Source organism: Streptomyces olivoverticillatus (assembly GCF_014203555.1).
Classification (GTDB): Bacteria; Actinomycetota; Actinomycetes; order Streptomycetales; family Streptomycetaceae; genus Streptomyces; species Streptomyces olivoverticillatus.
The window spans coordinates 109,589-136,132 of the sequence record NZ_JACHJH010000007.1 but is presented as its reverse complement, the minus strand read 5'-3'; the positions used below and the strand labels follow the sequence as shown (position 1 = coordinate 136,132).

Below are 26,544 nucleotides of genomic sequence, written 5' to 3'. Positions count from 1 at the left end.
CCGATGAGATTGACAGACAGTCACCGCGCGACGAACCTGACCTCTTAATTGATCGTCGAAACATCGGAGGCAGTAGTGGCACAGGTGCGCGAACGCGGTGGGCGGTACGGAGCGGCGCTGGCGGCGCTCGGTGCGGCCGGAGCCCTGGCGGCCGCTGCCGCCGCCCCCGCGACGGCCGCCACGGCCCCGCAGACCGGTGGCGAGCGGTACGTCTCCCTGGGCGACTCCTACACCTCGGGCCCCGGGATCCCCACCCAGACAGGCGGCGACTGCGCTCGCTCCAGCGTCAACTACCCCTCGCTGACCGCCGAGGCCCGCAGCGTGAAGTCGTTCAAGGACGTCAGCTGCAGCGGCGCCACGACGGACAACATGTGGCACGCCCAGGGCGCCAACGGCCCGCAGCTGGACGCCCTCGACAAGCGCACCACGCTGGTCACCCTCGGCATCGGCGGCAACGACATCGGCTTCTCCGGCATCATCGGCACCTGCGCCCAGCTCTCCGCCACCGAGCCGGGCGGCGCCCCCTGCCGCGACAAGTTCACGGCGGGCGGCACCGACCAGCTCACCAACCGCATCGCCGACGCCGCGCCCAAGGTGGCGAGCGTCCTCAAGGCCATCCACGAGCGTGCCCCGCACGCCCGTGTGGTGCTCGTCGGCTACCCGACGATCATGCCGGACGACGGCACCGGCTGCTTCCCCACCGTGCCGATCGCCGCGGGTGACTCCGCCTACCTGCGCGACACCGAGAAGCAGCTCAACGCCATGCTGAAGAAGCAGGCCCGCGCCGCGCACGTCCGCTATGCCGACAGCTACGCCACGACCGTCGGCCACGACGTCTGCAAGCCCGTCACGGACCGCTGGGTCGAGGGTGCCCAGCCCGAGAACCCGGCTGCGCCCTTCCACCCCAACGCCAAGGGCGAGCAGGCCATGGCTCGTTCGGTGGACAGCGCGCTCAAGGGCCGTTAGGCCCTCCTGCCTACGGGCGCCGCACCGGCGGTGCGGCGCCCTGTCGGCGGCCGGGCCGTCCGAGTAGGCTCCGGGCCCCGCTCGCCTGTCAAGGAGGCAGTGATGGCCCTACCCAGACCGAACGCCCGTCGACGCCTGCCCGTCATCGCCGCCACGGCCTCGCTCCTCGCGGGAGCGTTCGCCGCCCCCGCCGCGGCGGCCGGTCCGGCGCACCCGTCCCTGCGCACCCCGGAGAAGAAGGCCGTCGCCACCGGCTACGGCGGCGCGGTGGCCAGCGTCGACGCCGACGCCTCGGCCGCCGGCATCGAGGTGCTGCGCAAGGGCGGCAACGCCGTGGACGCCGCGGTGGCCACCGCGGCCGCGCTGGGCGTCTCCGAGCCCTACTCGGGCGGCATCGGAGGCGGCGGTTACTTCGTCTACTACGACGCCAAGACCCACAAGGTCTCCACCATCGACGGCCGCGAGCAGGCCCCGCTGAGCGCCACCAAGAACCTCTTCCTGGAGCACGGCAAGCCGATCGCCTTCCCCGACGCGGTCACCAGCGGTCTGAGCGTGGGCACCCCCGGCGTGCCCGCCACCTGGGGCGCGGCCCTGCACTCCTGGGGCAGCCGCCCGCTGGGCGAGGTGCTGAGGCCCGCCGAGCGCCTGGCCCGCGACGGCTTCACCGTCGATGCCACCTTCCGCCAGCAGACCGCCGACAACGAGGCCCGCTTCAAGGACTTCCCGGCCACCGCCAAGCTCTTCCTGCCCGGCGGCAAGCTCCCGGCCGTGGGCAGCACGCTGAAGAACCCCGACCTTGCGCGCACCTACGAACTGCTGGGCAAGGAAGGCGTGAACGCGCTCTACAAGGGCGCACTGGCGCGCGACATCGTACGGACCGTCCGCAAGCCGCCGCTGGCCTCCGGCTCCCGGCGCGTGGCGCGCCCCGGTGACCTGACCGAGAAGGACCTGAGCGCCTACAGCGTCAAGCGGCAGGCCCCGACCCGGGTCTCCTACCGAGGCCTGGACGTCTACGGCATCGCGCCGTCGTCGAGCGGCGGAACGTCGGTCGGCGAGGCGCTCAACATCCTCAAGAAGAGCGACCTCTCCAAGCTCGACCGCGCGGACTACCTGCACCGCTACATCGAGGCCAGCCGGATCGCCTTCGCCGACCGCAACCGCTGGGTCGGCGACCCGGCCTTCGAGCACGTGCCCACGGACGGGCTGCTCTCGCAGAAGTTCGCCGACTCGCGCGCCTGCCTGATCAGGGGCAGCAGCGCGCTGAAGAGCCCGCTGGCTCCCGGCGACCCGATGCACCCCTCCTCCTGCGCCTCGCACAAGAGGGCGGCCCCCACGCCGTACGAGGGTGAGAACACCACCCACCTGACGGTCGCCGACAAGTGGGGCAACGTGGTGGCGTACACCCTGACCATCGAGCAGACCGGCGGCAGCGGCATCACCGTGCCCGGCCGTGGGTTCCTGCTCAACAACGAGCTGACCGACTTCTCCTTCACCCCGGTCACCGCGGGCGTGCACGACCCGAACCTGCCGGGGCCGGGCAAGCGCCCGCGCTCGTCCATCTCGCCGACGATCGTGATGAAGAACGGCAAGCTCGACTTCGCCCTCGGCTCGCCCGGCGGGGCGACGATCATCACGACCGTGCTGCAGACCTTCCTCAACCACGTCGACCGCCACATGCCGCTGGGCGAAGCGATCGCCTCGCCGCGCGTGAGCCAGCGCAACGCGGCGCAGACGGAGATGGAAGCGGCGCTGTGGAACAGCTCCGTCAAGCGCCAACTGGAGTCGAAGGGACAGGACTTCAAGCAGGTGCCCGACATCGGGGCGGCCACGGGTGTCGAGCGGCTGCCGAACGGGAAGTGGCTCGCCGCGGCCGAGAAGACCCGGCGTGGCGGCGGCTCGGCCATGGTGGTGCGGGAAGGCAAGTGAGCCCCTCCGGGCGCGGGGCCCAGCGGGCTCCCGCGCCCGGAGTGCCGACCGCATGAGTTTTCCACAGGCGGCGTGATGGTCTTGCCACGCGCTGTGACGGGACCTACGGTCGCTTCCACACGCGGATCTACGCGTGTCGGCAGCCGTCCGAGGTGACTACCGCCTGGCTGAGGCCCTGGCATAGGAGCAGCTCATGGCCAATGTTGTCCGCGCCGCACTGGTCCAGGCGACCTGGACCGGCGACACCGAGTCGATGATCGTCAAGCACGAGGAGCACGCTCGCGCGGCCGCCGCGCAGGGCGCGAAGGTGATCGGCTTCCAGGAAGTCTTCAACTCCCCCTACTTCTGCCAGGTGCAGGAGAGCGAGCACTACCGCTGGGCCGAGCCGGTCCCCGACGGGCCGACCGTCCGCCGGATGAGCGACCTGGCGCGCGAGACGGGCATGGTGATCGTCGTGCCGGTCTTCGAGATCGAGCAGTCCGGCTTCTACTACAACACCGCCGCCGTGATCGACGCCGACGGCAGCTATCTGGGGAAGTACCGCAAGCACCACATCCCCCAGGTGAAGGGCTTCTGGGAGAAGTACTACTTCAAACCGGGCAACCTCGGCTGGCCCGTCTTCGACACGGCCGTCGGCAAGGTCGGGGTCTACATCTGCTACGACCGGCACTTCCCCGAAGGCTGGCGCGCCCTCGGCCTGGCCGGCGCCCAGCTCGTCTACAACCCCTCGGCCACCTCCCGCGGCCTGTCCGCCCACCTCTGGCAGCTCGAACAGCCCGCTGCCGCCGTCGCCAACGAGTACTTCGTCGCCGCCATCAACCGCGTCGGCCAGGAGGAGTACGGGGACAACGACTTCTACGGCACCTCCTACTTCGTCGACCCGCGCGGGCAGTTCGTCGGGGGCACCGCCAGTGACACCAAGGAGGAACTGCTCGTCCGCGACCTAGACTTCGGCCTCATCGAAGAGGTCCGGCAGCAGTGGGCGTTCTACCGGGACCGCAGGCCCGACGCCTACGAAGGCCTGGTGCAGCCGTGACCGCCCGGCCGGCGCCGCTCCACGCCCGCCACCGGGCCGTCATGCCCGACTGGCTCGCCCTCTACTACCGCGAGCCGCTGGAGCTCACCCACGGCGAGGGCCGCCATGTGTGGGACGCCCAGGGCCGGCGCTACCTCGACTTCTTCGGCGGCATCCTCACCACGATGACCGCCCACGCCCTGCCCGAGGTCACCAAGGCCGTCGCCGAGCAGGCCGGGCGCATCCTGCACACCTCCACGCTCTACCTCGACCGGCACATGGTCGAACTGGCCGAGCGCATCGCCGCCCTGTCCGGCATCCCCGACGCCCGCGTCTTCTTCACCACCTCCGGCACCGAGGCCAATGACGCCGCCCTGCTGCTGGCCACCACCTTCCGGCGGTCCAACCAGATCCTGGCCATGCGCAACGGCTACCACGGCCGCTCCTTCTCGGCGATCGGCGTCACCGGCAACTCCTCCTGGTCGCCCACCAGCCTCTCCCCGCTCCAGACGCTCTACGTGCACGGCGCGGTCCGCACCCGGGGACCGTACGCCCACCTGTCCGACCGGGAGTTCACCGAGGCCTGCGTCGCCGACCTGGAAGACGTGCTCGGCCAGGCCCACGGCAACGTCGCCGCCCTCATCGCCGAGCCGGTCCAGGGCGTCGGCGGCTTCACGGCCCCGCCCGACGGCCTCTACGCCGCCTTCCGCGACGTCCTCGCCCGGCACGGCATCCTGTGGATCAGCGACGAGGTGCAGACGGGCTGGGGCCGCACCGGCGACCACTTCTGGGGCTGGCAGGCCCACGCCGAAGCCGGCCCGCCCGACCTGCTCACCTTCGCCAAGGGCATCGGCAACGGCATGTCGGTCGGCGGCGTCGTCGCCCGCGCCGACGTCATGAACTGCCTCGACGCCAACTCCATCTCCACTTTCGGCGGCAGCCCCGTCACCATGGCGGCCGGCCTCGCCAACCTGACCTACCTGCTGGAGCACGACCTCCAGGGCAACGCCCGCCGCGTCGGCGGCCTGCTCATCGAGCGGCTGCGGGCCATCGCCGCGGGCCTGCCCGTCGTCCGCGAAGTCCGCGGCCGCGGACTGATGATTGGCATCGAGCTGGCCGCCCCCGACGGCTCGCCCGCCCCCCAGGCCGCCGCGCTCGCCCTCGAAGCCGCGCGCGACAAGGGCCTGCTCATCGGCAAGGGCGGCCGCGAGGGCCACGCCCTGCGCATCGCCCCACCCCTGACGCTCACCGTCGCCGAAGCCGAAGAAGGCGCCGACATCCTGGAGGAGACGCTGCGTCACGTGCAGGACGCCTTCGGCGGAAAGGACCGGTCATGAGCGACAGAACGCTCGTCCGCGGCGGGCTCGTCATCACCGCCGCCGAAGAGATGCAGGCGGACGTCCTCATCGAGGACGGCAAGATCGCGGCGCTGGCCGCCCCCGGCAGCTCCTGCGCCCGCGGCTGGACCGCCGAGCACACCATCGACGCCACCGGCAAATACGTGATCCCCGGCGGCGTCGATGCCCACACCCACTTCGAGCTCCCCTTCGGCGGCACCGCCTCCTCCGACACCTTCGAGACCGGCACCCGCGCCGCAGCTTGGGGCGGCACCACCACCGTGGTCGACTTCGCCGTCCAGCCCCGCGGCGGCGCGCTGCGCCAAGGGCTCGACGCGTGGCACGCCAAGGCCGAGGGCAAGTGCGCCGTCGACTACGGCTTCCACATGATCGTCTCCGATGTGCACGAGGGCACGCTCAAGGAGATGGACCTGCTGGTGGAGGAGGGCGTGACCTCCTTCAAGCTCTTCATGGCCTACCCCGGCGTCTTCTACAGCGACGACGGACAGATCCTGCGGGCCATGCAGCGCGCCTCCGGCAACGGCGGCCTGATCATGATGCACGCCGAGAACGGCATCGCCATCGACGTCCTGATCGAACAGGCCCTCGCCGCCGGGCGCACCGACCCCCTCCACCACGGCGAGGTCCGCAAGGCCCTGCTGGAAGCCGAGGCCACCCACCGCGCCATCCAGCTCGCCCGCGTCGCGGGCAGCCCCCTCTACGTCGTGCACGTCTCGGCCCGAGAAGCCGTCGCCGAGCTCGTCTCGGCCCGGGACCAGGGGCTGCCGGTCTTCGGCGAGACCTGCCCGCAGTATCTGTTCCTGTCCACCGACAACCTGGCCGAGCCCGACTTCGAAGGCGCGAAATACGTCTGCTCCACACCACTGCGCCCCCGGGAACACCAGGCGGCACTCTGGCGCGCCCTGCGCACCGACGACCTCCAGGTCGTCTCCACCGACCACTGCCCGTTCTGCTTCTCCGGGCAGAAGGAGCTGGGCCGCGGCGACTTCTCGAAGATCCCCAACGGGCTGCCGGGCGTCGAGAACCGCATGGACCTGCTCCACCAGGCCGTCGTCGACGGCCACATCTCCCGGCGGCGCTGGATCGAGATCGCCTGCGCCGCGCCCGCCCGGATGTTCGGCCTCGCTCCCCACAAGGGCACCATCGCCCCCGGCGCCGACGCCGACATCGTCGTCTACGACCCGCACGCCCAGCAGACCCTCTCGGCCGAGACCCACCACATGAACGTCGACTACTCGGCCTACGAGGGCAAGAGGATCACCGGCCAGGTCGAAACCGTCCTCTCGCGGGGCGAAACCGTCATCGACCGCAGACGGTTCACCGGGCGGGCGGGGCACGGACGCCACGTCCCCCGCTCCACCTGTCAGTACCTCGCGTAATCCGGTAAGGAGCACACCGCACGTGGACTTCGGCCTCGTCCTGCAGACCGACCCGCCCGCCACCGCCGTCGTGGAGCTCATGCGCCGCGCCGAGCGGTGCGGCTTCCGCTACGGCTGGACCTTCGACTCCGCCGTGCTGTGGCAGGAGCCGTTCGTCATCTACAGCCGCATCCTGGAGCACACCGAGCACCTCGTCGTGGGCCCCATGGTCACCAACCCCTCGACCCGCACCCCCGAGGTCACCGCCTCCACCTTCGCCACCCTCAACGACATGTACGGCAACCGCACGGTGTGCGGCATCGGCCGCGGCGACTCCGCGATGCGGGTGGCCGGGCGCAAGCCCAACACCCTCGCCAGGCTCAGCGAGTCGATGCGGATCATCCGCGACCTGGCGGAGGGCCGCGAGACGGATATCGGCGGCACGGTGGTGAAGCTGCCCTGGGTGCACGACGGCCGGCTTCCCGTGTGGATGGCGGCCTATGGGCCGAAGGCGCTGGCGATGGCCGGCCGCGAGGCCGACGGCTTCATCCTCCAGCTCGCCGACCCCGATCTGACCCGGTGGATGGTCAAGGCCGTCCGCGACGCCGCGGCCGAAGCAGGCCGAGACCCCGCCTCGCTCACCATCTGCGTCGCCGCCCCCGCCTATGTCACCGACGACGTGGCCCACGCGCGGGAGCAGTGCCGCTGGTTCGGCGGCATGGTCGGCAACCACGTAGCCGACCTGGTCGCCCGCTACGGGCAGGGCACCGGAGCCGTACCCCGGGCCCTCACCGCGTACATCGAGGCGCGCCAGGGCTACGACTACAGCCACCACGGGCGCGCCGGGAACCCCTCCACCGACTTCGTCCCCGACGAGATCGTCGACCGCTTCTGCCTGATCGGCCCTGTGGCCGCGCACCGGGAGCGGCTGGAGCACCTCAGAGAGCTGGGCGTCGACCAATTCGCGCTCTACGCCATGCACGACGCGAGGGAGGCGACGATCGACGCCTACGGACAGCACCTCATCCCGGCGTTGCGCTGACCCGGGGCGGGCGGCGCGCCGCTACGGCACCCGCGCCGTCCACTCCGGGGAGGCGAACTTTGCCGCCGCCAGCTCCTCGGCCCGGACCATCTCCTCGGGGGTGACGGCCCCCTCCGTCAGCCCGTAGCGCGCCCGGAAGGACTCGATCATCTTCTCGATGACCGCGGCCCGCGAAAGCCCCGTCTGCCGCCGCAGCGGGTCGACGCGCTTCTTGGCGCTCTTCGTCCCCTTGTCCGACAGCTTCTCCTTGCCGATGCGCAGCACTTCGAGCATCTTGTCGGCGTCGATGTCGTAGGCCATGGTCACGTGGTGCAGCACCGCCCCGCCCCCGCTCACCACCCGCTTCTGCGCGGCACCCGCGATCTTGCCGGCCTCGGTGGCGATGTCGTTCAGCGGCTGGTACCACGCCTTGACGCCCATGCCCTCCAGCGCGCCCAGCACCCAGTCGTCCAGGTAGGCGTAGCTGTCGGCGAAGGAGAGCCCCTGCACCAGCGCATCGGGGACACACAGGGAGTAGGTGATGGTGTTCCCCGGCTCGATGTACATGGCGCCGCCGCCGGAGATCCGCCGGACGACGGTCATCCCGTGCCGGGCGGCGCCCTCCGGGTCGACCTCGTTGCGCAGCGACTGGAAGCTGCCGATCACCACCGCCGGGGAGCCCCACTCCCAAACCCGCAGGGTCGGCGGCCGCCGACCGGCGGCGACCTCGGCCGTCAGCACCTCGTCCAGCGCCATGTGCAGGGCGGGCGACTGCGGTCCGTCGTGGACCAGCTGCCAGTCGTAGTCCGTCCAGTCCGACGCCCGGGCCAGCGCCCGGCGCACCGCGACGCCCACCGCCTCGGAGCCGAAGCCGAACATCACCGTGCCCTCGGGCAGCGCCGTGTCGATGCGCGCGGCGAGCTGCGGGGCGGGGGTGTCGGCCGGAGCGCCCTCCAGGGCGCGGTTGATGTCGAGGAGCGCCTCGTCGGGTTCGAGGAAGAAGTCCCCGGCCACCCGGACATCGCGCAGCACCCCGTCCACGACGTCCAGGTCGACGACGACGAGCTTGCCGCCCGGCACCTTGTATTCACCGTGCACGGCGCATCCTCCAGCATGAGTTCCTCGGCCGGCCGCCCGCTCGGCCGGTGAATCAACCGTAACGCTGTGCCCGCGGGCTCCATGTTCATGCCCGGGACACCGTGCGGCAAAGGCCCCTTCACCGATTGTCGGAGCGCCGTGGTTCGATGGTCATATGATCGAGAAGTTTCTCGCAGGCGACCTGTCCGACGTCGAGGAAGCGGTGCGCAAGGCGGCCGCCGCCGAAATCATGCCGCGCTTCCGGCAGCTCGCGGCCTACGAGATCGTCCAGAAGAACGGCCCGCACGATCTGGTGACCGTCGCCGACCGCCTGGCCGAGGAGCACCTGACGGCCTCCCTCACCACACTGCTGCCCGGCTCGGTCGTGGTCGGCGAGGAAGCCGTGCACGCCGACCCGTCGGTGCTCGGCGCGGTGCGCGGCAACGACCCGGTGTGGATCGTCGACCCGGTCGACGGCACCCGGCAGTTCGTGCACGGCGACCCCGGCTTCGCCACCCTGGTCTGCCTGGCCCACCGCGGCGAGCTGCTCGCGTCGTGGACGTACGCCCCCGCCCTGGACCAGATGGCGATAGCCCGGCGCGGCGGGGGAGCGCAGCTCAACGGCTCGCCGCTGCACTGCGGTTCCCCCGAGCCCGGCCGCGACCTCGAAGTGGCCACCTCCCACTTCGACTTCACCGACGACGAGCAGAAGCGCGTGCTGGCCACCCTGCTGACGGACGGCGTGGCGCCGCGCCCGTGCGGCTCGGCGGGGCTGGAGTATCTGCACGTGGCCCAGGGCGCGCTGGACGCCCTGGCCTTCTCCTGGGAGAACCCCTGGGACCACGCGGCGGGCCTGCTGCTCGTCGCCGAGGCGGGCGGCGCGAGCGCCACGGTGGCGAACGAACCGTTCCGGATCGCCGGGGGCAACGCGCTGCCGTTCGCCGCGGCGCGGGACGCGGCGACCCTGCGGCATATTCTGGACCTGCTGGCGTCCGCCGGCCGACCCTGACCCGCAAATCGAGGGGAGCCCGACCGGTGACCACCATGCTGGACGCGGTCGTCGTGGGCGCCGGGCCCAACGGCCTGACCGCCGCCGTCGAACTGGCCCGCCGCGGCCTGTCCGTCGAGGTGTACGAGGCGGCCGACGCCATCGGCGGCGGCGCCCGCACCGAGGAGCTCACCCTCCCCGGCTTCCGCCACGACCCCTGCTCCGCGGTGCACCCCCTCGCCGTGCGCTCGCCCGCCTTCTCCCGGATGCCGCTCGGCCGGTACGGCCTGGAGTGGATCCACCCCGAGCTGCCGATGGCCCACCCCTTCCCCGACGGCACGGCCGCCGTCCTCTCCCGGCGGGTCGGCGAGAGCGCCTCCTCGCTGGGGCGGCGCGACGCGGGCACGTACCGGCGGCTGATGGCGCCCTTCCACGGCCAGTGGGACACCCTCGCCGCCGACTTCCTGCGCACCCAGTGGGACGGGCTGCCGCGCGACCTCGCGGGCTACGCCCGCTTCGGCCTGCTCGCCGCCCAGCCGGCGAGCATGCTGGTGCGCCGCTTCCACGACGAGAAGGCCCGCGGGCTGTTCGCCGGGCTCGCCGCTCACGGCATCGCCCCGCTCACCGGCATCGGGACCGGCGGCATGGCGATGATGTTCGCCATCGCCGCCCACGAATGCGGCTGGCCGGTGCCCCGCGGCGGCTCGCAGTCGATCGCCGACGCGCTCGGCTCGTACCTGCGCGCCCTCGGCGGCACGATCCACACCGGCTTCGAGGTCAAGCACCTGGACGACCTGCCGCCCGCCCGCGCCTTCGTCTTCGACACCTCGCCCACCGCCCTCGCCCGCATCGCCGGACTCGGCAACGCCTACCGTCGCTTCCGCTTCGGCCCCAGCGCCTTCAAGGTCGACTACGCGCTGAGCGGCCCGGTGCCCTGGCGCGCCGAGGCCGCCCGGCGCGCCGGCACGGTCCACGTCGGCCCCACCTACGGCGAGATCCGCGACGCCCTGGGCGCGGCCGTCGACGGACGGGACCCTTCCGTCCCCTTCCTCATCACCGCCCAGCCCAGCATCGTGGACCCCACCCGGGCACCCGAGGGCAAGCACACCTTCTGGGTGTACGGGCACGTGCCCAACGGCTGGGAGGGCGATGCCACCGAGTTGATCGAGCGTCAGATCGAGCGGTTCGCACCGGGGTTCCGCGATCTCGTCCTCGCCCGTGCCATTGCCGGCCCCGCCGTGCTCGCCGCCCGCAACGCCAACTACGTCGGAGGCGACATCGCCACGGGTTCCGTCGCGGGCCTGCGGCTGCTGATCCGCCCCAAGCTCGCCCGGGTCCCGTACGCGACGGCGCACCCCGCGGTCTTCCTGTGCTCCTCGGCGACCCCGCCGGGACCGGGCGTCCACGGCATGTCGGGCCACCACGCGGCCCGCGCGGTGTGGCGGCGGCTCACGCGGGGGTCCTAGGGCGTGTCCTGGGGCCCCGACGCCCATGTCGGATTTCCGCGAGCCCCGACGCCCCGCACCGCCGATCCTTGAAGCATGCACACCGACTTCGACCGCTGTGTTCGGGCCGTGCGGTCCAAGGACGCCCGCTTCGACGGCTGGTTCTTCACCGCCGTGCTCACCACACGCATCTACTGCCGCCCCAGCTGCCCGGTGGTGCCGCCGAAGGACGAGAACATGACGTTCTATCCGAGCGCGGCCGCCGCCCAGCAGGCCGGATTCCGGGCCTGCAAACGCTGCCGACCCGACGCCAGCCCCGGCTCCCCGCAGTGGAACGAACGCGCCGACCTCGTCGCCCGCGCCATGCGGCTCATCGCCGACGGAACCGTCGACCGCGAGGGCGTACCGGGCCTGGCCGCCCGCCTCGGCTACAGCACCCGGCAGATCGAACGCCAACTGCTCGCCGAACTCGGCGCCGGCCCCCTCGCCCTCGCCCGAGCCCAGCGCGCCCAGACCGCCCGCATCCTCATCGAGACCAGCGCCCTGCCCATGGCCGACATCGCCTTCGCCGCGGGCTTCTCCTCCATCCGCACCTTCAACGAGACCGTGCGCGAAGTCTTCGCGCTCGCCCCCACCGACCTGCGCACCCGCGCACTGCGAGGCCAAGCACCGGCCCCCTCCGGCCTGTTGACGCTACGGCTGCCCTTCCGTGCACCCTTGTGCCCGGACAACCTCTTCGGCCTCCTCGCCGCCACCGCCGTCCCCGGCGTGGAGGAGTGGCGCGACGGCGCCTACCACCGCACCCTGCGCCTGCCCTACGGACACGGGACCGTCGCCCTCGCCCCCCGCCCCGACCACGTCGAATGCCGCCTCGCCCTGTCCGACCAGCGCGACCTGGCGGGCGCCATCAGCCGCTGCCGCCGTCTGCTCGACCTGGACGCGGACCCGGAGGCCGTCGACGCCCAGCTGCGCACCGACCCCTCCCTCGCCCCGCTCGTCGACAAGGCGCCCGGGCGCCGGGTGCCGCGCACCGTGGACGCCGAGGAGTTCGCGGTGCGGGCCGTGCTGGGCCAGCAGGTGTCCACCGCCGCGGCCCGGACGCTGACCGCCCGGCTGGTGGCCGCGCACGGCGAGCCCGTCGAGGCGGCGGGCGGCGGCCTCACCCACCTCTTCCCCACGGCCGCGTCACTGGCCGCCCTCGACCCGGAGGCGCTCGCGATGCCGGCCGGGCGCCGGGCCGCGGTGGTGCACACGGTCGAGGCGCTCGCCTCCGGCGAACTCTCCCTCGGCATCGGCAGCGACTGGGCCGAGGCCCGCGAGCAGCTCGCCGCCCTTCCCGGCATCGGCCCCTGGACCGCCGAACTGATCGCCATGCGCGCCCTCGGCGACCCCGATGCCTTCCTCCCCACCGACCTCGGTGTGCACAGGGCCGCGGCCCGGGTGGGCCTGCCCGCCACGCCCGCCGCGCTGGTCCGGCACGCCGCCGCCTGGCGGCCCTGGCGGGCCTACGCCGTGCAGTACCTGTGGTCGGCCGACGATCGGAGCCCCCTCGTATGTCTGTAGTGCACACCGTCATCGACAGCCCCTACGGCCCCCTCACCCTGGTGGCCACGGACGGCGTCCTCTCCGGCCTCTACATGACCGGCCAGCGGCACCGGCCGCCCGAGGAATCCTTCGGCGACCGCGACGAAGGCCCGTTCACCGAGGCCGAGCGCCAGCTCGCCGCGTACTTCGCGGGCGAACTGACCGGCTTCGACCTGCCGCTGCGGCTGAAGGGCACCCCCTTCCAGCAGCGGGTGTGGGCCGGCCTGCAACGGATTCCGTACGGGCAGACGCTTTCGTACGGCGAGCTCGCCGAGCGGATCGGGGCGCCGCCGGGGGCGTCCCGGGCCGTGGGCCTGGCCAACGGGAAGAATCCGGTCGGCATCATCGTGCCGTGCCACCGCGTGATCGGCGCCTCCGGCGGCCTCACCGGCTATGGCGGGGGACTGGACCGCAAGCGGCGGCTGCTGGCCTTCGAGAGCAGCGGGTCCGGGCTGTTCCAGACGTTGTTCTAGCTGTCGCGCCCCGCGGTCGTCCGCAGCCAGGCGAGCACCTGTTCCGCGTGCCGGTCCGGCGGGAAGACCGGATAGAAGACGTGCTCGACGATGCCGTCGCGCACGATCATCGTCAGCCGTCTGAACAGCGGCACGCCCCCGGCCTCGAAGGTCGGCAGCCCGAGCTCCCGCGCCAGCTCCAACCCCGGATCCGACAGCATCGAGAAGGGCAGCCGGAGCCGCTCCACCACCTCCCGCTGATACCCCGTCTCCTGGGTGGACAGGCCGAACACCCGGGCCGCCCCCGCCGCCACCAGCTCCGCGTGGTGGTCGCGGAAGCCGCACGCCTGCGTCGTGCACCCGCGCGCCCCGGGGATCGCGTCCCACCCCTGGGGAAGGTCCGCGTCCGGCCTGCCGGTCAGGGGATAGACGTACAGCACCGTGCGTCCCGGCCCCAGGGCGTCCAGCCGTACGGACTCGCCTGCCGTGCCGGGCAGTTCGACGGGCGGCAGCGCCCGGCCGGGCAGGTGGTCGGCGCCACCGTCGTCCTCCGGGACGGGCAGGCCGGCGGGCAGTTGGTACGGGTCGTGCACGGGATCTCCTTCGGGTTGCGGGGCGCTGCTTCCCCGGTAGGCGGCGTGGCGCAGGTGCGCCGCCAAGGCGGCGCGCCGTGCCGTGAGTTCGGCGATGCGGCGGTCCAGTTCGCCGATGGCCTCGTGGTAACCGGCCAGCGAGGCCGGGCAGTCGTCGGCGTACGGCATCCCGGCGGCGAGGCACTCCAGGAACGGCCGGGTGCGTTCGGCGGGGATGCCCAGGCGCCCGAGCGCCTTGACCTCCCGCAGGAGACGGACGTCGTGCTCGTCGTAGTCCCGGTAGCCGTTGGCCAGCCGGCCGGGTGCGATGAGCCCCAGCGACTCGTAGTACCGCACCGCCTTCGCCGTCACGCCCGCGGCCCGGGCCGCCTCGCCGATCCTCATCCGCCCACCTCCGTCTGCTGTCACCGGACGCTAAACCCTGCCCCCGGGGTCAAGGTCAACCAGTTCTTGACCTCCAGGTCAAAAACACCCTACGATCTTCCATATGGGCAGACCGAAGCAGTTCGACCCGGAGGTCGCCGTCGACCAGGCGATGGGTGTCTTCTGGCGCAAGGGGTACGCCGCGACCACCCCCCAGGACCTCGTCGACGAGATCGGCATCGGCAAGGGCAGTCTCTACCACGCCTTCGGCAGCAAGCACGCGCTGTTCGAGCGGGCGCTGGAGCGCTACCGGGACACCCAGGCCTACGCACTGGTCGAGCTGCTCGGCCGGCCGGGTCCCGTGCTGCCGCGGCTTCGGGCGGCGCTGGAGGCGCTGGTCGAGATGGACCTCGACGACCCCGTGCGCAAGGGCTGCTTCGCCGTGAACACCGCCACCGAGCTGGCCGGTGTGGACGCGAGGTCCACCGAGCTCGTCCGGGCGATGTTCGCGCGCACCGAGGGCGCCCTCCGGGCCGCCCTGGAGGCGGGGCAGCGCGCGGGCGAGATCGACGCCTCGCGCGACGCCCGTGCGATGGCGAGCATGCTGCTCGCGACCGTCATCGGCATGCGGGTCATGGCCAAGACCGCCGACGGCCCCGACCAGCTCAACCGTGTGGTGAACGCGGCACTGTCCGTGCTCTGACGCCCCCGGCCCGGCCCGCCGCCCCTCCGCGGCGGGCCGGGCCTCCCCATGCACTTGTTCTGTACCTGAAGGTAAAGAAAGAGGGAATACGCCATGGATCTCCACCTCGCAGGCAAGACCGCACTCGTCACCGGCGCGAGCCGCGGCATCGGGCTCGCCGTCGTCCGCCGGCTCGCCGCCGAGGGCGTCCGCACCGTCGGCGTCGCCCGTACGATCACCGACGAGCTGACGGCGAGCGGCGCGGTGACCGTCTCGGCCGACCTCGCCACCGCCGAGGGCACGGCCCACGCCGTCGAGCGCGCCCGCGCCGCCCTCGGCCGCATCGACCTGCTGGTCAACGGCGTCGGCCTCGGCGACACCTTCGCCTCCGAAGGCTTCCTCGGCACGGACGACGCCGTCTGGCAGGCCTCGATCGACATCAACCTCTACAGCGCTGTGCGCATCACCCGCGCGGCCCTCCCGGACCTGCTGGAGACGGGCGGATCCATCGTCAACATCTCCTCCATGGGGGCGCGGGTACCGAGCTCCGGGCCGGTCGACTACACCGTGGCCAAGGCGGCGCTGACCGCCCTCGGCAAGGCGCTCGCCGAGGAGTTCGGGCCGCGCGGCGTGCGCGTCAACACGGTGGCGCCCGGACCGGTGCGCACCGCCGTGTGGGAGGCGGAGGACGGCTTCGGCGCCCATCTGGCCGAGGCCTCGGGCGTGGACCTGCCGACCTTCCTGGCCCAAGTGCCCCAGGCCATCGGCATGACCACCGGCCGGATGACCGAACCCGCCGAGGTCGCGGCCCTGGTGGCCTTCCTCCTGTCGGACCACGCCCGCAGCATCACCGGCGCCGAACTGCGCATCGACGGCGGCGCGGTCAAGACGGTCTAGCCACGGCCTAACCCCGGCCCTCACCCCTGCCGTCGTCCTTGCCGCGGCCGCGCGCGCTCTCGGCCACCCGGCGCAGCCGCGGATGCCGGACCGGGCCCTGCTCGGTGACCGCCTCGCCGACCATCGTGCGCAGCGCGTCCCCCAGCCCGTGCATCCCGTGGTGGCGCGCCGGGCCCGCACCGGGGTCCGTGCGCAGCTCGGTGAGCAGCGACCAGCACAGCGCGAGCATCACCAGCACGAACGGCAGCGCCACCAGGATCGTCGCCGACTGCAGCGACTTCAGCCCCCCGGCCACCAGCAGCACGGCCGCGACCGCGGCCATCAGCACGCCCCAGAGCACCACCAGCCAGGTGCGGGGATGCAGGGCGCCACGGCTGGAGAGCGAGCCCATGACCAGGGACGCGGAGTCGGCGCTGGTGATGAAGTACGTCATCACCAGCGCCATCGCGATCCACGAGCTGAGCGTGGCCAGCGGCAGGGTGTCCAGCAGGGCGAACAGGGACGCCTCAGCGCCCTCCTTGACGGTGCCCGCCATGTCGGCCGCGCCGGTCATGTCCAGCCGCAGCGCGCTGCCGCCCATCACGCAGAACCACACCACCGTGGCTCCGCTGGGCACCAGCAGGACGCCGATGAGGAACTCGCGGATCGTCCGGCCGTGGGAGATCCGGGCGATGAACGTGCCGACGAAGGGGGCCCAGGACAGCCACCACGCCCAGTAGAAGATGGTCCAGGCGCCCAGCCACGTGGAGTCCGTGAAGGCGCCGGTGCGCGTCGCGAGCGTCAGCAGGTCGTGGAGGTAGCCGCCCGCGGCCGCCGGGATGGTGTTGAGGACGAAGACCGTCGGGCCGAGCAGGAAGACGAACAGCATCAGACAGGCGGCGAGCACGATGTTGAGCGTGCTCAGCCACTTGACGCCCTTGTGCAGCCCGGAGAAGGCGGAGAGCACGAAGGCGGCCGACAGCGAGCAGATGACGGTCAGCTCCAGGGTCGTGGTGTCCCGCACGCCCGTCGTGATGTTCAGTCCCTTGGACACCTGCAGGGCGCCCAGGCCCAGGCTGGTCGCCGTGCCGAAGACCGTGGCGAAGACGGCGAGGAGGTCGATGCAGCGCCCCGGCCAGCCGGCCGCCCGCTCCTCGCCGAGCAGGGGGACGAACGCCGAGCTGAGCCGGTTGCCGCGGCCCTTGCGGAAACCGGCGTAGGCGAGCGCCAGCCCCGCCATGCCGTAGATCGCCCAGGGGTGCAGGGTCCAGTGGAAGAAGGAGTACTCGAGGGCGGTGCGGGCCGCCGCGGGGGAGCCCGCGGTCACCCCGCTGCCCGGCGGCGGGTCCACGAAGTGCTGGAGCGGCTCCCCGACCCCGTAGAACATCAGGCCGATGCCCATGCCCGCGCTGAACATCATCGCGATCCAGGCGAGGTTGCCGAACTCCGGCTGGTCGTCGTCGGCGCCGAGCCGGATCCGGCCGAACCTGCTGACCGCGATGACCACGCACAGCACGAGGAACACATCGGCGGCGATGACGAACAGCCACGCGAAGTTCGACAGCACCCAGCTCAGGGCCGCCGTCGACACCTGATCGAAGGAGTGCTTGCCCAGCGCCGCCCAGGCGACCACGGCCAGCACGGCGGCGCAGCCGATGACGACCAGGGGCAGGTCCGGGGGCTCGTCCGGCGCGTATGCGGGACGACGCTCGGCGCTCTCGGGCCTCTCGGTGCTCATGACGCCCCACTATGGCCGGGAAGGGCGTGATTGTTCGGGCTGGCACGCCGCCCGGAGGCATGGGCAGCCGCACAGTCCCCGGGTAGGGTCGCCGCGGCGCGACGGCAGAGGCAAGGGGATGCATGGTGGCAGAAGCTACGCGCGTGCTGATCGCCGCGGACAAGTTCAAGGGGTCGTTGACGGCCGTCGAGGTCGCCGAGCATGTCGCCGCCGGGCTGCGGCGGGTCGTACCGGAAGTCGAGGCCGTCTCGCTGCCCGTCGCGGACGGGGGCGACGGGACCGTCGACGCGGCGGTGGCGGCGGGCTACGAGCGGTGCGAGGTGCGGGTCGCCGGGCCGGTGGGGGAGCCCGTCGCCGCCGCCTTCGCGCTGGAGCGCGGCAAGCGCACCGCCGTCGTGGAGATGGCGGAGGCGTCCGGGCTCCGACGGCTGCCCCAGGGCGTACGAGCGCCCCTGACGGCCACCACGTACGGCACGGGCGAGCTCGTCCGCGCCGCGCTGGACGCCGGGGCGCGGACGATCGTGCTGGGCGTGGGCGGCAGCGCCACCACGGACGGCGGGGCGGGCATGCTCGGCGCCCTCGGGGCGCGGTTCCTGGACGGGCGCGGGCGGCCCGTGGGGCCCGGCGGCGGGGGCCTGGCCGAGGTGGACTCCGCCGACCTCTCCGGGCTCGATCCGCGGATCGCCGCGACGCGGGTCGTGCTCGCGAGCGATGTCGACAATCCGCTCACGGGGCCGCGCGGCGCGGCCGCGGTCTACGGGCCGCAGAAGGGCGCCGGCGCGGCGGACGTGGCCCTCCTGGACGCGGCCCTCGCCCGCTACGCGCGCGTGCTGGACCGTACGGACCTGGCGGCCGCGCCGGGGGCCGGGGCGGCGGGCGGAGTCGGGTTCGGCGCGCTCGCCGGGCTCGGCGCGGCGTTCCGGCCGGGCATCGAGGTCATCCTCGACGTGCTCGGCTTTGCCGAGGCGGTGCGGGGCTGCCGGCTGGTGATCACGGGCGAGGGGTCGCTGGACGCGCAGAGCCTGCACGGCAAGGCGCCGGTGGGGGTGGCGCGGGTCGCTGGCGCGTACGGGGTGCTCACGGTTGCCGTCTGCGGTCGGCTGACGCTTGCGCCTTCGGCGCTGGCGCGTGTGGGCATCTCGCGGGCGTACGCGCTTGCCGAGCTGGAACCCGATCCGGAGCGGTGTATGGCCCATGCCGGGCCCTTGCTGGAGCGGACTGCCGAATTGATCGCGCGGGACGTCTTGGGCTGACGTCAGAGCCTTTCCCACCCGCCCACCCGTTACCCGGCAACGCAGGGCGGGCATGCAAAGGGCCCCGAACGAAAGCGTTCGGGGCCCCTCGTGGTCTGCGTTACGGGAGCTGCGCTGCCCGTGCCTCGCGGCGGTTGTCGCGGAAGGTGTTGACCCGCCGTGCCGTTGCGAAGAGCGGGATCACCGCGCCCAGGACGACCTGCAGGGCGCAGCCCGTCTGCAGGAGCAGCTCGCCGCCCGGCGCGTCGAACGCCCACGCGGCCAGCAGGCCCATGCTGAGCACGATCCAGCTGAGCATCGCCACCGCGAGGCGGCCCCGCGGCTTGGGGTACTCGACCCGGCTCACCATCAGCCACGCCACGCCCACGATCGCGAGCAGCGTCGGCACGAAGGGGAGCTCCAGCAGCACGATGGAGACCACCGTGAGCGCCCCGAAGGGGCTCGGCATGCCCTGGAAGATGCCGTCCCGCATCGGTACGCACGAGAAGCGCGCCAGGCGCAGCACCACGGCCAGCAGCACCACGACCGCGGCCACGGCCGAGACCTTCTGGTGGGCGTCGTCGGCAACCATGCCCCAGACGACCACGAAGTACGCCGGCGCCAGGCCGAAGCTGATCAGGTCCGAGAGGTTGTCCAGCTCCGCGCCCATCGCCGAGCTGCGCAGCTTGCGCGCCACGAGCCCGTCGAAGAGGTCGAACACGGATGCGAGCAGCATCAGTATCACGGCCGAGGCCGCGCTGTGCCGGGCCATGCCGCCGTCCTCGTTGCCCGTCAGGTGCGGGATGAGGACGCCGGTGGTGGTGAAGTACACCGCCATGAAGCCGCAGATCGCGTTGCCCAGGGTGAGGGTGTCCGCTATTGACAGCCGCGTGGACAGCGGCATGTCGTCCGCGTCGTCGGCCTCCGCTTCCGGGACCCAGGCGGCCTGTGTGTCCGGATCAATCACGGTCAAGACGTGTCACCCCTGCCGTGGTGGCCTGGCCGACCTCGACCGCGATCTCGACACCCTCCGGGAGGTAGATGTCGACCCGCGAGCCGAAGCGGATCAGACCGATGCGCTCGCCCTGCTCCACCTTGGTGCCCTGCGGCACGTACGGCACGATGCGCCGGGCCACGGCACCGGCGATCTGCACCATCTCGATGTCGCCGAGCTCGGTGTCGAAGTGCCAGACGACGCGCTCGTTGTTCTCGCTCTCCTTGTTGAAGGCCGGAACGAACCCGCCCGGGATGTGCTCGACCGACGTCACGGTGCCGGCCAGCGGCGCGCGGTTGACGTGGACATTGAGCGGGCTCATGAAGATCGCGACGCGGGTGCGTCCGTCCTTCCAGGGCATGATGCTCTGCACCACACCGTCGGCCGGGGAGATGACGCGGCCCTGGGCGATCTCGCGATCGGGGTCGCGGAAGAACCACAGCATGCCCGCCGCGAGCGCGGTGGCGGGCACGGCCAGCGCCGCCCAGCGGCCGGAGCGTCGGGCCTGGGTGAGGCTGACCGCTGCAGTGGCGACGGTCGGGAGGAGCCACGGCGATGCTCCGCGCGCGAGGCGTACGCCAACGAGGCTGTCGCGTGGTGCAGAGGAAGAGCTGTGGGGCATGGGTGACCTTCGTAGCGGAGGGTGCCGCGTAACGATTGGGGGACGGCGGCTTTCGGGGGATGGTATCGGTTGCGACGGGCAACTGGCTAAGCGCCAGAGCCAGTCCGTGGCCGAACTCCGATGACAGGGTGTGATCTTCTTCTCTGCTCTATGACCGCCATATCTCCCTAAATCGGGCAATTATCCCTGGATTCGGTACTCCTCGAGTAGCCGGCGCCCAATGATCATTTTCTGGATCTCGGCCGTACCTTCACCGATGAGCAGCATCGGGGCCTCCCGGTAGAGACGCTCGATCTCGTACTCCTTGGAGAAGCCGTAGCCGCCGTGGATGCGGAAAGCATCCTCGACGACCTCCTTGCAGTACTCGGAGGCCAGGTACTTGGCCATTCCGGCCTCGAGGTCGTTGCGCTGACCCGAGTCCTTCTTCCGTGCAGCATTCACCATCATCGCATGGGCCGCTTCGACCTTTGTCCCCATTTCGGCCAGCTTGAACTGAATGGCCTGATGTTGAGCGATGGCTTTTCCGAAGGTGTGGCGCTGCTGCGCATAGGAGACACCCAGTTCGAACGCACGCTGGGCGACGCCGCAACCACGGGCGGCGACATTCACCCGGCCGACCTCGACGCCGTCCATCATTTGGTAAAAACCCCGGCCGGTGGTCCCGCCGAGCACCCGATCGGCCGGAACGCGCAGGCCATCCATGATCAATTCGGTGGTGTCGACGCCCTTGTAGCCCATTTTCTCGATCTTGCCGGGAATGGTCAGACCCGGCTTGACCTGCCCGAATCCGGGCTCCTTCTCAATGAGGAAGGTCGTCATGGACTTGTGCGGGGCGGTGCCCTCGGGGTGGCCTTCGTCCGTCCGGCACAACACGGCCACCAGCGTCGACGAGCCGCCGTTGGTCAGCCACATCTTCTGGCCGTTCAGGACGTACTCATCGCCCTCGCGCACGCCCTTCGACGTGATCGCCGACACATCGGAGCCCAGCCCCGGCTCCGACATCGAGAAGGCGCCGCGGACCTCGCCCGTCGCCATCCTCGGCAGGAAGTGCTCGCGCTGCTCCTGCGTGCCGTGCTGCTTGAGCATGTAGGCGACGATGAAGTGCGTGTTGATGATTCCCGACACACTCATCCAGCCGCGGGCGATCTCCTCCACGCACAGCGCGTATGTGAGAAGGGACTCACCCAGGCCCCCGTACTCCTCGGGGATCATCAGGCCGAACAGTCCGAGTTCCTTGAGGCCCTCGACTATGCGGGTCGGGTACTCGTCCCGGTGCTCCAGCTCGGTCGCGACCGGGATGATTTCCTTGTCGACGAATTCACGGACGGTCGCCAGGATTTCCCGCTGGACATCCGTCAACCCGTCGGTCTGCGCCAGGCGCCCCATCTCACTTCTCCCGGACGATCGGCTCGGGGCGGCCGGGCTGTTCCCCGCCACGCTCCTTGATGTACGTGGCGGTGGGGACCATCACCTTGCGCCGGAAGACGCAGACGACGGTGCCGTCCTGCTTGTATCCACGGGTCTCGACGTGGACGATCCCGCGGTCGCTCTTCGACTTCGAGGGCGTCTTGTCCAGCACGGTCGTCTCGCCGTAGATGGTGTCGCCGTGGAAGGTGGGCGCCACGTGCTTGAGCGACTCGACCTCCAGATTGGCGATGGCCTTGCCCGAGACGTCCGGCACCGACATGCCCAGCAGCAGTGAGTAGACGTAATTGCCGACCACCACGTTCTTGCCGAAGTCGGTCGTCTTCTCCGCGTAATGGGCGTCCATGTGCAGCGGATGGTGGTTCATCGTGAGCAGGCAGAAGAGGTGGTCGTCGTATTCCGTGACGGTCTTTCCGGGCCAGTGCTTGTACACGTCCCCGACGGTGAACTCTTCGTAAGTGCGGCCGAACTGCATCGTGCTCACGCCTCCGGAATCTCGAAGGAGGACTTGCGGGTCATCCCCGCCGCCCGCCCCTTGCCCGCGATGACCAGGGCCATCTTCCGGCTGGCCTCGTCGATCATCTCGTCGCCCAGCATCGCCGAGCCCTTCTTGCCACCCGCCTCGGAGGTGCAGTAGTCGTACGCGTCCAGGATCAGCTCGGCGTGGTCGTAGTCGTCCTGCGAGGGGGAGAAGACCTCGTTGGCCGCCTCCACCTGGCCGGGGTGCAGCACCCACTTGCCGTCGAAGCCCAGCGCCGCGGCGCGGCCGGCGACCTCGCGGTAGCCGTCCACGTTCTTGATCTGGAGGTACGGGCCGTCGATGGCCTGCAGGTCGTGGGCGCGGGCGGCCATCAGGATGCGCATGAGGATGTAGTGGTAGGCGTCGGCCGGGTAGCCGGGCGGCTGCTCGCCGACCACCAGCGACTTCATGTTGATGGAGGCCATGAAGTCGGCCGGGCCGAAGATGATCGTCTCCAGGCGCGGCGACGCGGCGGCGATCTCGTCCACGTTGACCAGGCCCTTGGCGTTCTCGATCTGCGCCTCGATGCCGATGCGGCCGACCTCGAAGCCCATCGTCTTCTCGATCTGCGTCAGCAGCAGGTCGAGGGCGACGACCTGCTGGGCGTCCTGCACCTTGGGCAGCATGATGCAGTCGAGGTTCGGGCCGGCGCCCTCGACGACCGTGATCACGTCCCGGTAGGTCCAGTGCGTCGTCCAGTCGTTGACCCGCACGACCCTGGTCTTGCCCGTCCAGTCGCCGTTGTTGAGTGCGTCGACGATGGTGTGCCGGGCGCCTTCCTTGGCCAGCGGGGCGCAGGCGTCCTCCAGGTCGAGGAAGACCTGGTCGGCCGGGAGGCCCTGGGCCTTCTCCAGGAAGCGCGGGTTGCTGCCGGGGACGGCGAGGCAGGAGCGGCGCGGGCGGAGCCGGTTGACGGGCGCGGTCATGCGGAGACCTCCAGGGGGTCGAGCTTGTTCGCTTTGCGGATCTCGTCGACGATACGGCCGATGATCTCCGTGATTCCGAAGTCCTTGGGTGTGAATACGGCCGCGACACCGGCCGCCTTGAGGGCGGTGGCATCGGCGGACGGGATGATGCCACCGACGATCACGGGCATGTCGTCCGCCCCCGTGCTCCGCAGCCTCGCCAGCACGTCGGGCACCAGCTCGGCGTGCGAGCCGGAGAGGATGGACAGGCCGACGCAGTGCACGTCCTCGGCGACGGCCGCCGAGACGATCTGCTCCGGGGTGAGCCGGATGCCCTGGTAGACCACCTCGAAGCCCGCGTCGCGGGCCCGTACGGCGATCTGCTCGGCGCCGTTGGAGTGGCCGTCCAGGCCGGGCTTGCCGACCAGCAGCCGCAGCTTGCCGGCGCCGAGGTCGGCCGCGGTCCGGGCGACCTTGGCCCGTACCGCCGCGAGCGGCGTGCCCGCCTCGGCGGTCACCGCCAGCGGGGCGCTGCTCACGCCGGTGGGGGCGCGGAATTCGCCGAAGACGTCGCGCAGGGCCCACGACCACTCGCCGGTGGTCACCCCGGCGCGCACGCACTCCAGCGTGGCGGGCATCAGGTTCGTCGAGCCCGCCGCGGCCTTCTTGAGCGCCGACAGCGCCTCCTGGGCGCGGCCCTCGTCGCGGTTGTCGCGCCAGCGGTGCAGGCCGGCCACGACCCGGGCCTCGTTCGCGGGGTCGACGGTCATGATCGCGGTGTCGAGGTCGGCGGTGAGCGGGTTGGGCTCGGTGGACTCGTAGCAGTTGACGCCGACGATCTTCTCCTCGCCCGCCTCGATCCGGGCCCGGCGCTCGGCGTGCGAGGAGACCAGCTGGGACTTGAGGTAGCCGGACTCGACGGCGGCCATCGCCCCGCCCATCTCCTGGATGCGCCCGATCTCGGCCAGGCACTCCTCGACCAGGGCCGCCACCTTGGCCTCGATGACGTGGGAGCCGGCGAAGATGTCCTCGTACTCCAGCAGGTCGCTCTCGTGCGCCAGAACCTGCTGGATGCGCAGGGACCACTGCTGGTCCCAGGGACGCGGCAGGCCCAGCGCCTCGTTCCAGGCGGGCAGCTGGACGGCGCGGGCGCGGGCGTCCTTGGAGAGGGTGACGGCCAGCATCTCCAGGACGATGCGCTGGACGTTGTTCTCCGGCTGGGCCTCGGTCAGGCCCAGGGAGTTGACCTGGACGCCGTAGCGGAAGCGGCGGTGCTTGGGGTTCTCGATGCCGTAGCGCTCACGGGTGATGTGGTCCCAGATGCGGCTGAAGGCCCGCATCTTGCACATCTCCTCGATGAAGCGCACTCCGGCGTTGACGAAGAAGGAGATCCGGGCGACGACCTCGCCCTTGCGGTCCTCGGGCACCTGCCCGGATGCGAACACCGAGTCCAGGACGGCGATCGCGGTGGACATCGCGTACGAGATCTCCTGTACCGGAGTGGCCCCCGCCTCCTGCAGGTGGTAGCTGCAGATGTTGATCGGGTTCCACTTCGGGATGTTGTTGACCGTGTACGCGATCATGTCGGTGGTCAGCCGCAGCGAGGGACCCGGCGGGAAGACGTGCGTCCCGCGCGAGAGGTACTCCTTGACGATGTCGTTCTGCGTGGTCCCCTGGAGCTGTGCGACGTCCGCACCCTGCTCCTCGGCGACCACCTGGTACATGGCCAGCAGCCACATGGCGGTGGCGTTGATGGTCATGGAGGTGTTCATCTGCTCCAGCGGGATGTCCGTGAACAGCCGCCGCATGTCGCCGAGGTGGGCGACCGGGACCCCGACCCGCCCGACCTCGCCGCGGGCGAGGACGTGGTCGGGGTCGTATCCGGTCTGCGTCGGGAGGTCGAACGCGACCGACAGTCCCGTCTGGCCCTTGGCGAGGTTGCGCCGGTAGAGCTCGTTGGACGCCTCGGCCGTGGAGTGCCCGGCGTACGTCCGCATCAGCCACGGACGATCCTTCTGACGCTCAGTCATACCTATGGCTCACACGTTCCGGAAGCGATTGATGGCGTCGATGTGCTGCGCCCGCATCTCTTCGTCGCGCACGCCCATGCCTTCCTCCGGCGCCAGGCAGAGCACGCCGACCTTGCCCTGGTGGACGTTGCGGTGGACGTCGTGGGCGGCCTGCCCGGTCTCGTGCAGCCGGTAGGTCTTGGACAGCGTGGGGTGGATCTTCCCCTTGGCCACCAGGCGGTTGGCCTCCCACGCCTCGCGGTAGTTGGCGAAGTGCGAGCCCACGATCCGCTTGAGCGACATCCACAGGTAGCGGTTGTCGTACTGGTGGTCGTAGCCCGAGGTCGAGGCGCAGGTCACGATGGTGCCGCCCTTGCGGGTGACGTAGACCGAGGCGCCGAAGGTCTCGCGGCCGGGGTGCTCGAAGACGATGTCCACGTCCTCGCCGCCGGTCAGTTCGCGGATGCGCTTGCCGAGCCGCTTCCACTCGCGCGGGTCCTGGGTGTGCTCGTCCTTCCAGAACTTGTAGCCCTCGGCGCTGCGGTCGATGATCGCCTCGGCGCCCATCTTCCGGCAGATGTCCGCCTTCTGCTCGCTGGAGACCACACAGATCGGGTTGGCCCCGCCCGCGAGCGCGAACTGGGTGGCGTACGAGCCGAGTCCGCCGCTGGCACCCCAGATCAGCACGTTGTCGCCCTGCTTCATCCCGGCGCCGTTGCGGGAGACGAGCTGCCGGTAGGCGGTGGAGTTGACCAGGCCCGGCGCCGCGGCCTCCTCCCAGCTGAGGTGGGCCGGCTTGGGCATCAGCTGGTTGGACTTCACCAGCGCGATCTCGGCGAGCCCGCCGAAGTTGGTCTCGAAGCCCCAGATGCGCTGCTCGGGGTCGAGCATGGTGTCGTTGTGCCCGTCGGCGGACTCCAGCTCCACCGAGAGGCAGTGCGCGACCACCTCGTCGCCGGGCTTCCAGGCGTTGACGCCGGGGCCGGTGCGCAGCACCACGCCCGCCAGGTCGGAGCCGATGACGTGGTAGGGCAGGTCGTGCCGCTTGGCGAGGGGCGAGAGCTTGCCGTAGCGCTCGAGGAAGGCGAAGGTCGAGACGGGCTCGAAGATCGAGGTCCAGACCGAGTTGTAGTTCACCGAGCTCGCCATGACGGCCACCAGGGCCTCACCGGGCCCCAGTTCGGGCACCGGCACCTCCTCGACGTGGAGGGATTTGCGGGGGTCCTTCTCCCGGGTGGTGAGCCCGGCGAACATCTCCGCTTCGTCCTTGTGCACGGTCACCGCGCGGTACGACTCGGGCAGGGGCAGCGCGGCAAAGTCCTCTGCGGCACTGTCGGACGCGAGGATCGCGTCGAGTATCTGGTTCACGGATTGCCTCCGGCGAAGCGCGTTGCG

General features: G+C 71.3%; 23 protein-coding genes. 13 read left to right on the top strand and 10 right to left on the bottom strand.

What is annotated here, in order from left to right:
- Nucleotides 1-84 precede the first annotated feature (84 nt).
- The 6 genes from FHS39_RS22290 (at nt 85) to FHS39_RS22265 (ending at nt 7,665) form a co-directional block, all read left to right on the top strand.
- Entirely contained in the window at nt 85-966 is an 882-nt protein-coding gene (locus FHS39_RS22290) for an SGNH/GDSL hydrolase family protein (protein ID WP_343069685.1), read from the top strand.
- 102 nt (nt 967-1,068) lie between these two features.
- Entirely contained in the window at nt 1,069-2,892 is a 1,824-nt protein-coding gene (gene ggt, locus FHS39_RS22285; protein WP_184351212.1) for a gamma-glutamyltransferase, read from the top strand.
- Between the two features lie 193 nt (nt 2,893-3,085).
- The gene (locus FHS39_RS22280) at nt 3,086-3,928 is read left to right on the top strand and encodes a nitrilase-related carbon-nitrogen hydrolase (protein ID WP_184351211.1); all 843 of its coding nucleotides are present in this window, start codon (nt 3,086-3,088) and stop codon (nt 3,926-3,928) included.
- Nucleotides 3,929-3,969: 41 nt separating this feature from the next.
- Nucleotides 3,970-5,244, top strand: a complete 1,275-nt coding sequence (locus tag FHS39_RS22275; protein WP_184351289.1) for an aspartate aminotransferase family protein — start codon at nt 3,970-3,972, stop codon at nt 5,242-5,244.
- A complete protein-coding gene (gene hydA, locus FHS39_RS22270) occupies nt 5,241-6,644 on the top strand; it encodes a dihydropyrimidinase (protein WP_184351210.1) in 1,404 nt (467 codons plus the stop codon). Before FHS39_RS22275 ends, hydA begins: the two co-directional genes overlap by 4 nt.
- A gap of 22 nt (nt 6,645-6,666) precedes the next feature.
- Nucleotides 6,667-7,665 (top strand): TIGR03842 family LLM class F420-dependent oxidoreductase, encoded by a 999-nt coding sequence (locus FHS39_RS22265; RefSeq protein ID WP_184351209.1) that lies wholly within the window; start codon nt 6,667-6,669, stop codon nt 7,663-7,665.
- Nucleotides 7,666-7,686: 21 nt separating this feature from the next.
- Here the strand turns inward: FHS39_RS22265 and lplAB are convergent, their stop codons facing one another.
- On the bottom strand, nt 7,687-8,742 hold the full coding sequence (gene lplAB / locus FHS39_RS22260; RefSeq protein ID WP_184351208.1) for a lipoate-protein ligase LplAB: 1,056 nt from the start codon (nt 8,740-8,742) through the stop codon (nt 7,687-7,689).
- Nucleotides 8,743-8,896: 154 nt separating this feature from the next.
- On the opposite strand from lplAB, the gene FHS39_RS22255 reads away from it, so the two are divergent.
- The 4 genes from FHS39_RS22255 to FHS39_RS22240 all read left to right on the top strand — a co-directional run bounded on the left by FHS39_RS22255 (nt 8,897) and on the right by FHS39_RS22240 (nt 13,211).
- A complete protein-coding gene (locus tag FHS39_RS22255) occupies nt 8,897-9,730 on the top strand; it encodes an inositol monophosphatase family protein (protein ID WP_184351207.1) in 834 nt (277 codons plus the stop codon).
- 26 nt (nt 9,731-9,756) lie between these two features.
- Nucleotides 9,757-11,175 (top strand): phytoene desaturase family protein, encoded by a 1,419-nt coding sequence (locus tag FHS39_RS22250; protein WP_343069684.1) that lies wholly within the window; start codon nt 9,757-9,759, stop codon nt 11,173-11,175.
- A gap of 75 nt (nt 11,176-11,250) precedes the next feature.
- The gene (locus FHS39_RS22245; RefSeq protein WP_184351206.1) at nt 11,251-12,717 is read left to right on the top strand and encodes a DNA-3-methyladenine glycosylase 2; all 1,467 of its coding nucleotides are present in this window, start codon (nt 11,251-11,253) and stop codon (nt 12,715-12,717) included.
- On the top strand, nt 12,708-13,211 hold the full coding sequence (locus tag FHS39_RS22240; protein ID WP_184351205.1) for a methylated-DNA--[protein]-cysteine S-methyltransferase: 504 nt from the start codon (nt 12,708-12,710) through the stop codon (nt 13,209-13,211). The genes FHS39_RS22245 and FHS39_RS22240 overlap by 10 nt, the downstream gene beginning before the upstream one ends.
- Here FHS39_RS22240 and FHS39_RS22235 read toward each other — a convergent pair.
- Nucleotides 13,208-14,167: a MerR family transcriptional regulator gene (locus FHS39_RS22235; protein ID WP_184351204.1), complete on the bottom strand. Its 960-nt coding sequence runs from the start codon at nt 14,165-14,167 to the stop codon at nt 13,208-13,210. The genes FHS39_RS22240 and FHS39_RS22235 overlap by 4 nt on opposite strands.
- Before the next feature lie 103 nt (nt 14,168-14,270).
- Between FHS39_RS22235 and FHS39_RS22230 the strand changes: the two genes are divergently transcribed.
- Complete coding sequence (locus FHS39_RS22230; RefSeq protein WP_184351203.1) at nt 14,271-14,849, top strand: TetR/AcrR family transcriptional regulator; 579 nt, start codon at nt 14,271-14,273, stop codon at nt 14,847-14,849.
- Between the two features lie 93 nt (nt 14,850-14,942).
- Nucleotides 14,943-15,725, top strand: coding sequence for an SDR family oxidoreductase (locus FHS39_RS22225; RefSeq protein ID WP_184351202.1), 783 nt, complete (start codon nt 14,943-14,945; stop codon nt 15,723-15,725).
- Between the two features lie 7 nt (nt 15,726-15,732).
- On the opposite strand, the gene FHS39_RS22220 is transcribed toward FHS39_RS22225, so the two are convergent.
- Complete coding sequence (locus FHS39_RS22220; protein ID WP_184351201.1) at nt 15,733-17,442, bottom strand: BCCT family transporter; 1,710 nt, start codon at nt 17,440-17,442, stop codon at nt 15,733-15,735.
- Nucleotides 17,443-17,564: 122 nt separating this feature from the next.
- Here FHS39_RS22220 and FHS39_RS22215 point away from each other — a divergent pair, with 122 nt between their 5' ends.
- Entirely contained in the window at nt 17,565-18,695 is a 1,131-nt protein-coding gene (locus tag FHS39_RS22215) for a glycerate kinase (protein ID WP_184351200.1), read from the top strand.
- 100 nt (nt 18,696-18,795) lie between these two features.
- On the opposite strand, the gene pssA is transcribed toward FHS39_RS22215, so the two are convergent.
- The 7 genes from pssA to ccrA all read right to left on the bottom strand — a co-directional run bounded on the left by pssA (nt 18,796) and on the right by ccrA (nt 26,517).
- Complete coding sequence (gene pssA, locus FHS39_RS22210) at nt 18,796-19,647, bottom strand: CDP-diacylglycerol--serine O-phosphatidyltransferase (RefSeq protein ID WP_184351199.1); 852 nt, start codon at nt 19,645-19,647, stop codon at nt 18,796-18,798.
- Nucleotides 19,634-20,290 carry a phosphatidylserine decarboxylase gene (locus FHS39_RS22205; protein WP_045932583.1) on the bottom strand — a complete coding sequence of 219 codons (657 nt, stop codon included), beginning with the start codon at nt 20,288-20,290 and terminating at the stop codon, nt 19,634-19,636. The genes pssA and FHS39_RS22205 overlap by 14 nt, the downstream gene beginning before the upstream one ends.
- A gap of 180 nt (nt 20,291-20,470) precedes the next feature.
- Nucleotides 20,471-21,676 (bottom strand): acyl-CoA dehydrogenase family protein, encoded by a 1,206-nt coding sequence (locus FHS39_RS22200; protein ID WP_184351198.1) that lies wholly within the window; start codon nt 21,674-21,676, stop codon nt 20,471-20,473.
- A gap of 1 nt (nt 21,677) precedes the next feature.
- The gene (locus FHS39_RS22195; protein ID WP_184351287.1) at nt 21,678-22,190 is read right to left on the bottom strand and encodes a MaoC family dehydratase; all 513 of its coding nucleotides are present in this window, start codon (nt 22,188-22,190) and stop codon (nt 21,678-21,680) included.
- A gap of 5 nt (nt 22,191-22,195) precedes the next feature.
- Entirely contained in the window at nt 22,196-23,161 is a 966-nt protein-coding gene (locus FHS39_RS22190) for an HpcH/HpaI aldolase/citrate lyase family protein (RefSeq protein WP_184351197.1), read from the bottom strand.
- Nucleotides 23,158-25,170: a protein meaA gene (locus FHS39_RS22185; protein WP_184351196.1), complete on the bottom strand. Its 2,013-nt coding sequence runs from the start codon at nt 25,168-25,170 to the stop codon at nt 23,158-23,160. The genes FHS39_RS22190 and FHS39_RS22185 overlap by 4 nt, the downstream gene beginning before the upstream one ends.
- Before the next feature lie 9 nt (nt 25,171-25,179).
- Complete coding sequence (ccrA, locus tag FHS39_RS22180; protein WP_184351195.1) at nt 25,180-26,517, bottom strand: crotonyl-CoA carboxylase/reductase; 1,338 nt, start codon at nt 26,515-26,517, stop codon at nt 25,180-25,182.
- Nucleotides 26,518-26,544 lie beyond the last annotated feature (27 nt).

Excerpts from the sequence above, each read along its gene's own strand:
- ggt (WP_184351212.1), top strand. The coding sequence starts at position 1,069 with ATGGCCCTACCCAGACCGAACGCCCGTCGACGCCTGCCCGTCATCGCC.
- FHS39_RS22280 (WP_184351211.1), top strand. The coding sequence starts at position 3,086 with ATGGCCAATGTTGTCCGCGCCGCACTGGTCCAGGCGACCTGGACCGGC.
- FHS39_RS22275 (WP_184351289.1), top strand. The coding sequence starts at position 3,970 with ATGCCCGACTGGCTCGCCCTCTACTACCGCGAGCCGCTGGAGCTCACC.
- hydA (WP_184351210.1), top strand. The coding sequence starts at position 5,241 with ATGAGCGACAGAACGCTCGTCCGCGGCGGGCTCGTCATCACCGCCGCC.
- FHS39_RS22255 (WP_184351207.1), top strand. The coding sequence starts at position 8,897 with ATGATCGAGAAGTTTCTCGCAGGCGACCTGTCCGACGTCGAGGAAGCG.
- FHS39_RS22245 (WP_184351206.1), top strand. The coding sequence starts at position 11,251 with ATGCACACCGACTTCGACCGCTGTGTTCGGGCCGTGCGGTCCAAGGAC.
- FHS39_RS22240 (WP_184351205.1), top strand. The coding sequence starts at position 12,708 with ATGTCTGTAGTGCACACCGTCATCGACAGCCCCTACGGCCCCCTCACC.
- FHS39_RS22235 (WP_184351204.1), bottom strand. The coding sequence starts at position 14,167 with ATGAGGATCGGCGAGGCGGCCCGGGCCGCGGGCGTGACGGCGAAGGCG.
- FHS39_RS22230 (WP_184351203.1), top strand. The coding sequence starts at position 14,271 with ATGGGCAGACCGAAGCAGTTCGACCCGGAGGTCGCCGTCGACCAGGCG.
- FHS39_RS22225 (WP_184351202.1), top strand. The coding sequence starts at position 14,943 with ATGGATCTCCACCTCGCAGGCAAGACCGCACTCGTCACCGGCGCGAGC.
- FHS39_RS22220 (WP_184351201.1), bottom strand. The coding sequence starts at position 17,442 with ATGAGCACCGAGAGGCCCGAGAGCGCCGAGCGTCGTCCCGCATACGCG.
- FHS39_RS22215 (WP_184351200.1), top strand. The coding sequence starts at position 17,565 with ATGGTGGCAGAAGCTACGCGCGTGCTGATCGCCGCGGACAAGTTCAAG.
- FHS39_RS22205 (WP_045932583.1), bottom strand. The coding sequence starts at position 20,290 with ATGCCCCACAGCTCTTCCTCTGCACCACGCGACAGCCTCGTTGGCGTA.
- FHS39_RS22200 (WP_184351198.1), bottom strand. The coding sequence starts at position 21,676 with ATGGGGCGCCTGGCGCAGACCGACGGGTTGACGGATGTCCAGCGGGAA.
- FHS39_RS22195 (WP_184351287.1), bottom strand. The coding sequence starts at position 22,190 with ATGCAGTTCGGCCGCACTTACGAAGAGTTCACCGTCGGGGACGTGTAC.
- FHS39_RS22190 (WP_184351197.1), bottom strand. The coding sequence starts at position 23,161 with ATGACCGCGCCCGTCAACCGGCTCCGCCCGCGCCGCTCCTGCCTCGCC.
- FHS39_RS22185 (WP_184351196.1), bottom strand. The coding sequence starts at position 25,170 with ATGACTGAGCGTCAGAAGGATCGTCCGTGGCTGATGCGGACGTACGCC.